This window comes from Enterocloster sp. 210928-DFI.2.20, from assembly GCF_020554465.1.
Taxonomy (GTDB): Bacteria; Bacillota; Clostridia; order Lachnospirales; family Lachnospiraceae; genus Enterocloster; species Enterocloster bolteae.
Map to the genome: position 1 here is coordinate 1 of NZ_JAJCHK010000062.1, position 11,327 is coordinate 11,327.

Genomic DNA, 11,327 nt, shown 5'->3' on the forward strand with positions numbered 1-11,327 from the left:
ATTTTCCGGGAGAACCGGAGGAAGGAGCATAGATGGAACGATTAGAGCCTTGTCCATTTTGTGGGAATGAATTTCCGACAATAACGAAATGCTATGGGAACATATACAGAGTAGCTTGCCCGCAATGCCAGACATATTTTGGCTGTGACTGCACAGCAGGGCATGATGAAAGCAAAGAAGAAACAATGGCACGGTGGAATAGTCGTGTGAATTAGTATTTAGGAGGTTTACATGGGAAATTTGATTTTTAAAATAGTGGCCGTGATAGTTTTAGCGTGTGCCATGTTATCACCAGTGGCTTATGTAGCGGGGCTTAAGGGCGTGGGAGATATTCTTTTTTATTGCGGATCAGTCACAGCAATTATTATGTCAGCGGTAGTTATTGTTGTGGTTACTATGGACAATTAAAATTTCTGGGAGAACCGGAGAAAGGAGCCTGGATGGAAAGAGATTTTGAAAAAGACATCATAGAGCTGGACGCTGCTATAAAATCCAATGCCGAACGGGATAATACTTTTACGTTGTCGGTACTGCAGCGGGTGAAGGCAATCATGCTGCAACAGAAAGAAAAGCTGAAAGCCTATGAGGATACCGGCCTGACGCCAGGAGAAGTCCAATATTTAAAAGACAAAAGTGAGCCGAAAATGGTGGTGTGGACACCAGCATATCAATCATATTATTCAGCTGGTGATGAAGCAGAGTGCCTCTGTCCGGTATGTGATTCAGATGTGGTTGAGGATGATGATTATTTCTGTCCAACTTGCGGCCAGGCATTGAAATATCATGATGAACCAAACTGACATTTGCGATACGAAGGGAGTACTTAATGGAAGAGTTGAAGCCATGTCCGTTTTGCGGAGAGAAGGCATATCTATATGTTAATAATGGAGTAAAGGTAATTTGCGGTACATGTAAGGCATCCACACAGGCGTTGACAGATGGATGGATTGGAAAGGCCCCTACTGGAAATGCAGTCGAATTTGTAATCGAGGCCTGGAACAGGAGGGCAGCAAATGAAAGTTAGAGATTGAAAGAATTGCGGAAGGAATCAATTTGCTGACATTTTCGATACGAAGGGAGATTAAATCATGTGGAAGATTATATTTACATACCCCGATGGTGTTAAGGTGAAACTGACTAACAGTTCCATTCCGATGGATAAGCGTCTTGCTAACAAGTATTATGATATCTACGGTTATAACTCGGATGGTGGAGTGTTCCAGCAGTATCCAAAGAAAAAGTACAGGCCTATGGCTATGGCCGCTGTGGTGGACATCCTGAATGCTGATGGAGATTTAGAGAAAGAGATATTGATTGATGCGGATGATTAGGAGGCAGGCATGAGAAAGAAAGGCAGTAAGCAGTCCAAGGTCAGCCGCATCGACCGCAGCAAGGCCCTGGCCGCTCAGGCCGACGAGGCCATCAAGGAGCGCATCCGGACGGCGCCGGCCTACATGTACACCAGCCTGTGCCCGGTTCCGGAGCTGCGGGAGCCGCCGAAGGGAGTGATATGGTACTATGAGACAATGTTACATAGACAACGGGCGTCACGGGTGTGATGGTCAGCGCAACAACAAGGGCAGGATACGGTACGGGTGCTGGGCGTGTCCGCATCTGGATGCAGGAGGAGGTGATGCCGGTGAAACAGACAGAAGCACTGGAAGAAGTGGCAAGGCTGGCCGCAAAGGAAGCGGTCAAAGAACATGAGAAACAGACACAGAGAAATAAGCGCACAAAGATTTTCCAGAATACTAAGAAGTTGATGGAGAATTATAACAGAATTTGTCAGAGTGTGGAAGAGGGCGTGGCGGAGCTTTCTGATATGGACAATAGGGAAGAACTGGAGGAGTTCACGGAGGAGGATATTTTTATCAACAGCATTCTTAAGAGCAAGCTCCGGAGCGTTGTCATGATAGGTCACATAGACAAGTGCCTGAAGCTCCTGGAGGATGAGGAGTGTCGGAAAAATACGCATGAGAAGTATCTGGCCTTTAAGTATTTCTATCTGGATGGGATGACATACGAGAATATTGCAGAGATTTACGGATATGGAGAGCGGACGGCCAGACGGTGGATAACGGAGCTTACAGGGATACTTAGTGTATACCTCTTTGGTTCAGACGCCCTTATGCTGGATTAGGGCCTTGACAGGAGCATGTCAAAATCGTGTCCTTGCCATGTCCGTTTGGACGATTTATAATTGTAATATGCAAAATTGGATGAAGCGGAAAGCTGATTGGTTTTGCACCCTCCCCATTTAAGCAACGGCCGCCAGGTATCACAGCCTGGCGGCTGGCTAACCGGTATTGTGTAATCCCTCATAAGACAGACCTGTACTTTAACGGGACAATGCCGCAGGGTACACAACCGGTGAGGTATCTGGTTTTATCCCCCATGACGTTTTCCAGATACATAGACAGATTTTCTCCTTTGGATGAGTCCCTGCCAGTGCGGCGGGGGCTTTTCTTTTGTCAGATTTTGGTGTATGATAAAGAAATGAATGCGTTGGGGGGATTTTGTATGAGGAGCGTAATGCGGCGTCAAGTTTTAATTTATGAAAACATGATAGGGAGGCTTGAGAGGAAGTCAAGGGTGTACAATTTTTTACTGATTTATTATAGTATCATTTTAATAGCTTATTCGCTTGTAGCCTTTATATTTTCTAAAGCAATAAACCCATATCTACTGCCTTTTTGTAATATCATGATTTCCGTGGTTATGTTAATATTCTCCGTTATAAATAATCTTGCGAATTATCAAGAAAGGATAAAAAAGATTTCTAAGTCAAAGGAAGAAATAGAAAAAACACTTGTAAATGAAGGAGATTCAATAACAAACGAAGCACAACTACTATATCATCAAATTGTGAATAATACCGAAAAAGCATCACAGGAGGATATTAATGCCGTAGATAAAGAAAATACATCATTTAATGGATTATTTCGTTTATTGTTATATTTATTACTTGTAATTGTTCCGTTAATCATTTTGGTTGAGTGCATTTACTGGCCTAAATTTAATGGATATTATATGTCACCGTATTATTGGACTCATGGACAATGATTTTATTCAATAGTAAGCAGGAGTCACCTCCGGGCGGCTCTTTTTCTATTCCCAAAACAACACGAAATGAGGTGAGGAGGCATGGCCAGGGCGCCAGATGCAAGAATAGAACAGGCCAAGGCCATGTACCGGAAAGGCATCAAATTAGTTGAGATTGCAAGTCAACTAAACCTGCCGGAGGGGACGGTCCGCCGATGGAAATGTACCCATAAGTGGGATAGCGAACGTTCGGATAAAAATAACGAACGTTCGGTTAAGAAGAAAGGTGGGCAGCCTGGAAACAGCAATGCTGTTGGTAACGAAGGGGGAGCTCCAGAACAGAATAAGAACGCAGAAAAATACGGTTTCTTCAGCAAGTACCTGCCTGAGGAGACCGTTTCCATTATCCAGGAGATGCCCACGGACCCGCTAGACATCCTTTGGGACCAGGTGCAGATTGCGTATGCTGCAATCATCCGGGCGCAGTCCATCATGTATGTGAGGGACCGGAATGATAAGACCATTGAGAAGGTGGGCCATAAGGATGGGGAGACGGTCACGGAGGAGCGCTGGGAGGTACAGCAGGCCTGGGACAAGCAGGGAAATTTCCTGCAGGCGCAGGCCCGGGCCCAGAAGACGCTGGAGGGTCTTATCAAACAGTATGATGAGCTCCTGCATAAAAACTGGGAGCTGGCCAGTGAGGAGCAGAAGGCGCGGATTGCACAGCTCCGGGCCCAGACGGATAAGCTAACCGGGAACAACCAGGAGCTGGAGGACATGGATGAGATAGAGGGGGATATCTATGGCAGCGGTAAATAGGTTTGTCAGGAAAAAGACCATCCCGTTCAACTTTTCCGAGAAGCACAAGGATTATATACGCAGGTGCGAAGCCTGCATGTATAATGTGGCGGAAGGTGCGGTCCGTGCCGGCAAGACAGTGGATAACGTGTTTGCCTTTGCCCATGAATTAAAAACCACACCAGACCGGATCCACCTGGCCACTGGATCCACGATGGCCAACGCCAAGCTTAATATCGGTGACGCCAATGGCTTTGGCCTTGAATGGATATTCCGTGGTCAATGCCACTGGGGGAAGTACAAAGACAATGAAGCGTTATTCGTCAAAGGCCCTGCGACTCACGGTAGGCAGAAGATTATCATATTTGCAGGCGGAGCAAAGGAGGACAGCTTTAAGAAAATCCGTGGCAATTCCTACGGCATGTGGATTGCAACTGAGATTAATCTGCATCATGACAATACCATCAAGGAGGCATTCAACCGTCAGCTGGCAGCCCAGCGCCTGAAGGTGTTCTGGGACCTGAATCCGGATAACCCAAGAGCACCCATCTATGCGGAGTATATAGACAAGTATCAAAGGCAGGCAGATGCAGGGGACTTCCCGGGCGGATACAACTATATGCACTGCACCATCTACGACAACATCAACATTACCACAGAGCGTCTGCGGGAGGTCGAAAGCCGGTATGATAAGAACAGTATCTGGTACCTCCGGGACATCAAGGGAATGCGCGTGGTGGCCAACGGCCTTATCTATCGCCGGTTTGCTGATGATACAAGTACCAAGCAGTACACGTTCCGCCTGACAGATAAGCCTAAAGACATCATGGAAATTATTCTGGGGATTGATTTTGGCGGCAGTGGTTCCGGCCATGCCTTCACGGCCACAGCCATTACCAGGGGATACCATAACGTGGTTGTCCTGGCATCAGAATGGATTGGCTGCAAGGACGAGAAGGGGAACCAGATAGAGATTGACCCAGAAATGCTGGGGACCATGTTCTGTAACTTCTGCCAGAAGATTATCAGCAGGTACGGGTACATTACAACAGTGTATGCAGACAGCGCAGAGCAGACGCTGATAGCTGGCATCCGGAGCAGCCTGCGTAAACATGGACTTGGATGGGTACGTGTAGAAAATGCACTGAAGACTGAAATTAATGACAGGATTAACGCCACCGCCATACTGATGGCACAGGGGCGTTTTTATTATGTCCAGGGAGAGTGTCAGAGCCTTGTGGATGCCCTGAGTACAGCCGTGTGGGACCCAAAGGAATTGACGAAGAATGTCCGCTTAGATGATGGCACAAGCGATATTGACAGCCTGGACAGCTTTGAGTATACGTTTGAACGGCAGATTAGCAGGCTCATAAAGTATGGATAGGAGGTGAGGGGACGATGAGATTCACAAAGATGCTGGACTTAATCACGAATGTCCTGAATAAGGATGCGGACACGCAGGTGGATGTGTGCCTGACATCCCAGATGGCGAACCAGATAGAGTTGTGGACCCGGATGTATGAGAACCGGTCCCCCTGGGTGAATAACAAGGACGTGCTCAGTGCGAACTTAGCGCCGGCCATTGCCTCAGAGATTGCGCGCCTGGTGACGTTGGAGCTTAAATCTGAGGTGACAGGTGGAACGGCGGCGGATTACCTGAATGAGCAATATCAGCGTAAGGTGATCAAGGATTTGCGCCGGTATGTCGAATACGGATGTGCTAAAGGCGGCCTGGTGATGAAGCCGTACATTACCCAGCAGGGTATTGAAGTACAGTTTGTACAGGCTGATTGTTTCTTCCCGTTGTCTTTCGATAGTTCCGGTCGGATTACGCAGTGTGTATTCACAGAGCAGTTCCGGAAGGGTCAGAAGATATATACCAGGCTGGAGGTACACACGCTGCAGGGAAAACGGGTACATATTACCAACCGTGCATTTGTGGCCACAAATGATTACAGCCTTGGCAGCGAAGTGGTGGTCAGCTCCATAGACAGGTGGTCGGAGCTGGTTCCGGAGCTGCTACTTGAGGGGGCAGACCGGTTGCTGTTTGGGTACTTTAAGGTACCGTTGGCCAATGCGGACGATTCCGACAGCCCACTGGGCGTATCTGTGTTTTCCAGGGCCGTGGACCTGATCCGGGAGGCAGACAGGCGCTATTCCAACATCTGCTGGGAGTATGAGGGGACACAGCTGGCTGTCCATATTGCCACCTCCCTGCTAAAGTACAACCAGGACCGGGACAAGTTTGAGTATCCGGGAGGTAAGGAACGGTTATACCGAAACGTGGAATACAATACGGGCGCCGCGGATAAGCCTTTCATTGACACCTTCAGCCCAGAAATAAGGGACACAGCCTTGTTTAACGGATTTAATAACCAGCTAAAGCTGGTGGAGTTCAACTGTAACCTGGCCTATGGCACCCTGTCAGACCCACAGAGCGTGGATAAGACAGCCACTGAGATTAAGACCAGCAAGCAGCGCTCTTATGTGATGGTCTCTGATACCCAGATGGCCCTGCAGGATGCCTTAGAAGACCTGGTGTATGCTATGAGTTTCTGGTCGGCATTATATGGATTGGTTCCGGCCAGCAATGATTACGAAGTGTCATCTGACTGGGATGACAGTGTGATGGTTGACGCAGAGACTGAGCGGGAGCAGGACCGTAAGGATGTAGCGATGGGAGTTATGAGATTAGAAGAGTATCGGGCTAAGTATTATGGGGAAACACTGGAAGAGGCGGTCAAGAATCTGCCGGAACCGGCAATGACAGAAGAATAGGCGGTGATGTGATTGACACCAGAGGAGCTGGAGAAGCTGCCCAAACCACTGGAACGCACCATGACGGCTCTGGAGTTGTCCATCATGGATGAGATCATACAGCGCATCAAGGAGGCTGCACGGGTTACTTCGGTCATTGACTGGCTGTTGGTGAGGATGGATGCCATTGGAGTAGGCCGGGCGCGAATTAAACAGCTGTTAGGTGAGGGCATCAGAAAGGCGGGCCTTCAGGTGGATGACATCTATGAGCAGGCGGCCAAGTCTGACTACATCCGCAACAAGGCAATCTATGAGGCTGCTGGCAAGGACTATCAGTCCTATGAGAGCAACCAATGGCTGCAGCAGGTTGTGGATGCTGCCAGGAGACAGACCAAGGACAGCCTGCGGCCACTGGAAAACATCACTCAGACAACAGGTTTTAACGTGCCGATGGGCGGCAGCAAGAAGGTATTCACGCCACTATCTGAATACCTGGAGCGCAGCCTGGACAAGGCCATGCTGGGAATCACCACCGGCGCCAGGACATACAGCCAGGCTATCGGTGAGGTGATTGACGAGATGACGGCCAGCGGCATCCGGACGGTGGATTATGCATCTGGAAAGTCTGACCGGATTGAGGTGGCAGCAAGGCGCGCGGTGATGACGGGCGTGGCCCAGATGACAGATAAGGTCAACGAGAAGAACATGGAGGCACTGCAGACAGACTACTGCGAGGTGGACTGGCACATGGGGGCCAGAAACACTGGGACAGGCTATCAGAACCACCAGCGCTGGCAGGGGAAGGTCTATAGCAGTGAGGAGATGCGGACCGTTTGCGGAAAAGGGCAGATGCTTGGCTTTGGAGGAATTAACTGTTACCACATCGCCTTTGCCTTTATACCGGGCATAAGCAAGCGCAAATACACGGATGAGTGGCTGGCAGAGCAGAATCAGAAGGAAAATGAGAAAAAGGTATATAAAGGCCGGGAATATGACACCTATGCGGCGTTGCAGCATCAGCGCCGCCTGGAGCGGACCATCCGTAAGCAAAAGCAGGATGTGGAACTTCTGGAAAAGGCTGAAGCAGACAAGGAAGATATCACTGCTGCTAAGTGCCGGTTGCGGCTGACCAATAAGACCTATGTGGATTTTTCTAAGGAAACGGGCCTGCGGCAACAACGGGAGCGGTTAAAGATATCAAAACTGGAGGCGGGCGCAAATGAAGCCATTAGGAATACTAATACGAAAGTCGGATATCATCCGGATAATGACTACAGTGTAAAGCTTGATGGATATACAGATGTAGTGAATAATGGGCTATCCGAAGCAATAAGAAATGTTGCACAAAAAGGTGGTGCGGACGGATACGAACACATGTATTTGGTAAATCTGGAAACAGGAGTGGTGGAGTATTATGAAACGAACCAGATGGAGAATGAGGTGGGGTACCGGTTCTGGAAGCATTTAGACAAGAATCCGGATGCACAATATGCGTTCGTTCATAACCATAACACGGACAGTTCCTTTTCGGAACCGGATATGAGGACACTTTTGACAACAAGAGAAATACCTGTTATGATAGCAGCAAGAAATGATGGTGTCAAATATGTTGCGGAACGTTCTGGCGATGTCTTAAAATCGGTTATATTTGATGATTTATATGAGAAAGAATTAAATGATCTGAATCGACAGGTCAGAGCCGGAATAATACCTATGTCGGAGAGAAGTATACGTAGAGAATCATTAATTGTAGAGAATCTGTTAAAGGATTACACAAAAGGAAAGGGGCTTGTGGAATATGACGGTAGGCGAAAGTAGCGGCTGGGCATCGGCCACATTGAAGGAGGTGCCTTTCTGGCGCGATGATATGAGCCCGGAAGAGTATGAAACTGAACGGACATATTATTTAAAGAATTATCACTTGGTGCGGCCAGGATTGTATAGGCCATTATGGAAACAGAGGACGGAGGAATCAGAGTGATTGTAATTCCTATATGCCTTAAATGTGAATACTGTGAAATGGGTATGAAATGCAGGGTATATCCGCAAGGTGTACCAAGAGAAATTGTATCGGCTCAAAAGCCGCCCGAGGAAATATGTAAGGATTATAAATACAAATGGGAGAGCGAAGCATCTGATTAGTCAGGTGCTTTTATTATGTTTAAAAACCGGTCAGATGATAAGACCTAAAACAGTCAGCCGTTGGTGGATGGTTACACACCTACAAATAACCTAAGGACGGACAGGAAAGGAAAAGAAGATGAAAACAGAGGATTTACAGGCAAAGGGGTTAAACCAGGAACAGATTGATTATGTCATGGCCGAATATGGCAAAGACATCAATGGGATTAAGCAGGAGAGGGACACATACAAAACCCAGCTTTCCACGGCGCAGGCTACCCTTAAGAGCTTTGAAGGCGTCAACATATCGGAGCTCCAGGGGAAGATACAGACCCTAACTACAGACCTGGCCAATAAAGACGCTGAGTATCAGAAGCAGCTGGCGGAGCGGGATTTTAACGATCTGCTGAAGACTACCGCAGAAGGGTTTAAGCCCAGGGACATCAAGGCAGTTATGCCCTTCTTGGATGTGGAGAAGCTGAAGGGGAGCAAGAACCAGGAATCAGATATCAAGGCTGCTTTGGAAGCTGTTAAGAAGGATAAGGGCTATCTGTTTCAGGACGTCGGTATTCCCCGGGTGGTTGCGCCTACTCCTGGGCCAGGTGGTGAGAAAACAGATGACACAAGGACACAAGCAAATAATGCCTTAAGAAGTATCTTGGGCAGAGAATAAGGAGGATTTAGATTATGCCAGTAAATATTACAAGCAGGGCCGACGCGGAGGCCATTATCCGTGAGCAGGTTATTTCAACCATTTTCCAGGACGCGCCGAAGCAGTCCACTTTCATGTCCCTGGCACGGAAGCTGCCGAACATGACAAGCAACCAGACACGAATGAGAGTACTTGACTTCCTTCCCACCGCATATTGGGTGGACGGTGATACCGGCATGAAACAGACCACCAGGCAGGCCTGGGATAATGTATTCATTGAAGCCGCAGAGCTGGCAGTCATTGTGCCGATTCCGGAGGCAGTGCTGGATGATGCGGAGTTTGATATTTTCGGTGAGATCACACCGAGGGTCAATGAGGCAATTGGACAGCGCGTGGATAGCGCCATCATCTTTGGCGTGAACCGCCCGCGTAACTGGCAGAATGACATTATCACGCTGGCCAGACAGGCGGGAAACAATGTGGCTGTGGGATCCAGTCCGGATTATTATAATCTGCTTCTGGGCGAAGGCGGTGTCATCTCCAAGGTGGAGGAAGATGGCTACATGGCTACCGGAGCCCTGGCCGCCATGACCATGAGGGCGAAGCTGAGGGGCATCCGGTCAACTGATGGCAGTCTCATCTTTAAGTCCGACATGCAGGGGTCCACAAATTATGCATTGGATGGGGCACCGATGTATTTCCCGCAGAACGGAGCGTATGACAGCACTATTGCACAGCTGATTGTCGGTGATTTCAAACAGGCGGTATATTCCATCCGTCAGGACGTGACGGTGAAGATTCTTGACCAGGGTGTGATTCAGGACCCGGTAACGAAGGAAATTGAGTACAACCTGGCCCAGCAGGACATGGTGGCGCTGCGAATTGTATTTCGTATGGGCTGGGCACTGCCGAACCCGGCAACCCGGATGGATGAAGACCGTTTAGGGTGTCCATTCGCTTACCTGGAGCCTACAAGCCCGGTTACAACCCAGAAGGTGACCTTTACAGTTAAAGACAACGCCGAGACACCAGCAGCCATTGATGGGGCAATTGTGGATGTGAATGGTTCCAGGGTTAAAACGGACGTGTCCGGTGTGGCAGAGTTTAACCTGCGGGCAGGGACATACCCCGCGAAGATTAAGAAATCAGGATACGGCCAGATTACCGAGACGGTGACTGTGGCAGCTGAGGCAGTGACAAAGGATGTAACCTTGATTAAGCAGTAAGGAGGCTGGGCGCGATGCGGGCATACACTGACGAAACGTACTATATCAACGATTACCTGAAGGGGAGGAAGCCGGTCATCACAGCTGGCTTCCTTTTTTACGCACGTTCTGCCAGCCAGGTCATTGACCGGTATACATTCAACCGCTTGAAAGGTGTGTCAGATGTTCCCGAGGAAGTACAGATGTGCTGCTGTGAACTGTCGGAATCCGAATACCATAGGGAGAAGCAGCAGAAGGAATCCGGAGGGAAGACGTCGGAGAAGATTGGCACATATTCAGTCGGTTTTGCCAGTGCCCAGGAATCTGCTACGGCAATCAGCAGGGAACAGCGCAGCATTGTTATGAAATGGCTGGCTCATACCGGTCTGTGTTATCAGGGGGTGTGATATGTATATCAATGCGGATGTAACGCTGTACTTGTACAGCAAGAATGGGAAGACTGAGATGTACACCAGGATGCCCATAGAGGGTGTGTACTGGGAGGACGTGAGGCAGTCCACCTATCTTAAGACTGGCCAGCGGGAGGGCACATCTGTCCTTCTGGTCATCCCTATGGAAAGCCTGGCTGGGACCATAAAACTGACCCAGGGCAAGGACCTGGCTGTCAAGGGTATCATTGAGGATGAGGTAGACTGCAGCAGCCAGGAGGCCATGTCAAAGTCCCTGGCGGCCCTTAAGACGGCCCATAGATTCCTGACGGTGACCACAGTAGATGAAAGGCTGTATGGCAG

General features: G+C 48.8%; 16 protein-coding genes. All 16 read left to right on the plus strand.

Features of this window, described 5'->3' with window-relative positions; genetic code table 11:
* Positions 1–32 precede the first annotated feature (32 nt).
* Entirely contained in the window at positions 33–215 is a 183-nt protein-coding gene (locus LI015_RS29120; protein ID WP_227126722.1) for a Lar family restriction alleviation protein, read from the plus strand.
* A gap of 16 nt (positions 216–231) precedes the next feature.
* Complete coding sequence (locus tag LI015_RS27340) at positions 232–408, plus strand: hypothetical protein (protein WP_227126723.1); 177 nt, start codon at positions 232–234, stop codon at positions 406–408.
* Positions 409–440: 32 nt separating this feature from the next.
* Positions 441–800: a hypothetical protein gene (locus LI015_RS27345; protein ID WP_173875314.1), complete on the plus strand. Its 360-nt coding sequence runs from the start codon at positions 441–443 to the stop codon at positions 798–800.
* Between the two features lie 26 nt (positions 801–826).
* Positions 827–1,024, plus strand: a complete 198-nt coding sequence (locus LI015_RS27350; protein WP_117566232.1) for a Lar family restriction alleviation protein — start codon at positions 827–829, stop codon at positions 1,022–1,024.
* A gap of 64 nt (positions 1,025–1,088) precedes the next feature.
* Complete coding sequence (locus LI015_RS27355; RefSeq protein ID WP_227126724.1) at positions 1,089–1,331, plus strand: hypothetical protein; 243 nt, start codon at positions 1,089–1,091, stop codon at positions 1,329–1,331.
* 9 nt (positions 1,332–1,340) lie between these two features.
* Positions 1,341–1,559: a hypothetical protein gene (locus LI015_RS27360; protein ID WP_002570540.1), complete on the plus strand. Its 219-nt coding sequence runs from the start codon at positions 1,341–1,343 to the stop codon at positions 1,557–1,559.
* Positions 1,559–2,140, plus strand: a complete 582-nt coding sequence (locus LI015_RS27365; protein WP_227126730.1) for a helix-turn-helix domain-containing protein — start codon at positions 1,559–1,561, stop codon at positions 2,138–2,140. The genes LI015_RS27360 and LI015_RS27365 overlap by 1 nt, the downstream gene beginning before the upstream one ends.
* Positions 2,141–2,520: 380 nt before the next feature.
* The gene (locus LI015_RS27370; RefSeq protein WP_227126725.1) at positions 2,521–3,063 is read left to right on the plus strand and encodes a hypothetical protein; all 543 of its coding nucleotides are present in this window, start codon (positions 2,521–2,523) and stop codon (positions 3,061–3,063) included.
* An 81-nt stretch (positions 3,064–3,144) separates the two neighbouring features.
* Entirely contained in the window at positions 3,145–3,861 is a 717-nt protein-coding gene (terS, locus tag LI015_RS27375; protein WP_227126726.1) for a phage terminase small subunit, read from the plus strand.
* Positions 3,845–5,224, plus strand: a complete 1,380-nt coding sequence (locus LI015_RS27380; protein WP_227126727.1) for a PBSX family phage terminase large subunit — start codon at positions 3,845–3,847, stop codon at positions 5,222–5,224. Before terS ends, LI015_RS27380 begins: the two co-directional genes overlap by 17 nt.
* A 14-nt stretch (positions 5,225–5,238) precedes the next feature.
* Positions 5,239–6,618, plus strand: coding sequence for a phage portal protein (locus LI015_RS27385; RefSeq protein WP_118019314.1), 1,380 nt, complete (start codon positions 5,239–5,241; stop codon positions 6,616–6,618).
* 12 nt (positions 6,619–6,630) lie between these two features.
* The gene (locus LI015_RS27390) at positions 6,631–8,415 is read left to right on the plus strand and encodes a phage minor capsid protein (protein WP_227126728.1); all 1,785 of its coding nucleotides are present in this window, start codon (positions 6,631–6,633) and stop codon (positions 8,413–8,415) included.
* A 442-nt stretch (positions 8,416–8,857) separates the two neighbouring features.
* Positions 8,858–9,391 carry a phage scaffolding protein gene (locus LI015_RS27395; RefSeq protein WP_054355204.1) on the plus strand — a complete coding sequence of 178 codons (534 nt, stop codon included), beginning with the start codon at positions 8,858–8,860 and terminating at the stop codon, positions 9,389–9,391.
* Between the two features lie 14 nt (positions 9,392–9,405).
* Positions 9,406–10,596 carry a phage major capsid protein gene (locus LI015_RS27400; RefSeq protein WP_002566828.1) on the plus strand — a complete coding sequence of 397 codons (1,191 nt, stop codon included), beginning with the start codon at positions 9,406–9,408 and terminating at the stop codon, positions 10,594–10,596.
* Positions 10,597–10,610: 14 nt separating this feature from the next.
* The gene (locus LI015_RS27405; protein ID WP_002566827.1) at positions 10,611–10,982 is read left to right on the plus strand and encodes a hypothetical protein; all 372 of its coding nucleotides are present in this window, start codon (positions 10,611–10,613) and stop codon (positions 10,980–10,982) included.
* Between the two features lies 1 nt (position 10,983).
* A partial coding sequence (locus LI015_RS27410; protein ID WP_227126729.1) for a DUF6751 family protein occupies positions 10,984–11,327 on the plus strand: 344 nt, incomplete at its 3' end.

Coding starts and splice junctions, on each gene's coding strand:
- LI015_RS29120 (WP_227126722.1), top strand. CDS start 33: ATGGAACGATTAGAGCCTTGTCCATTTTGTGGGAATGAATTTCCGACA.
- LI015_RS27340 (WP_227126723.1), top strand. CDS start 232: ATGGGAAATTTGATTTTTAAAATAGTGGCCGTGATAGTTTTAGCGTGT.
- LI015_RS27345 (WP_173875314.1), top strand. CDS start 441: ATGGAAAGAGATTTTGAAAAAGACATCATAGAGCTGGACGCTGCTATA.
- LI015_RS27350 (WP_117566232.1), top strand. CDS start 827: ATGGAAGAGTTGAAGCCATGTCCGTTTTGCGGAGAGAAGGCATATCTA.
- LI015_RS27355 (WP_227126724.1), top strand. CDS start 1,089: ATGTGGAAGATTATATTTACATACCCCGATGGTGTTAAGGTGAAACTG.
- LI015_RS27360 (WP_002570540.1), top strand. CDS start 1,341: ATGAGAAAGAAAGGCAGTAAGCAGTCCAAGGTCAGCCGCATCGACCGC.
- LI015_RS27365 (WP_227126730.1), top strand. CDS start 1,559: ATGGTCAGCGCAACAACAAGGGCAGGATACGGTACGGGTGCTGGGCGT.
- LI015_RS27370 (WP_227126725.1), top strand. CDS start 2,521: ATGAGGAGCGTAATGCGGCGTCAAGTTTTAATTTATGAAAACATGATA.
- terS (WP_227126726.1), top strand. CDS start 3,145: ATGGCCAGGGCGCCAGATGCAAGAATAGAACAGGCCAAGGCCATGTAC.
- LI015_RS27380 (WP_227126727.1), top strand. CDS start 3,845: ATGGCAGCGGTAAATAGGTTTGTCAGGAAAAAGACCATCCCGTTCAAC.
- LI015_RS27385 (WP_118019314.1), top strand. CDS start 5,239: ATGAGATTCACAAAGATGCTGGACTTAATCACGAATGTCCTGAATAAG.
- LI015_RS27395 (WP_054355204.1), top strand. CDS start 8,858: ATGAAAACAGAGGATTTACAGGCAAAGGGGTTAAACCAGGAACAGATT.
- LI015_RS27400 (WP_002566828.1), top strand. CDS start 9,406: ATGCCAGTAAATATTACAAGCAGGGCCGACGCGGAGGCCATTATCCGT.
- LI015_RS27405 (WP_002566827.1), top strand. CDS start 10,611: ATGCGGGCATACACTGACGAAACGTACTATATCAACGATTACCTGAAG.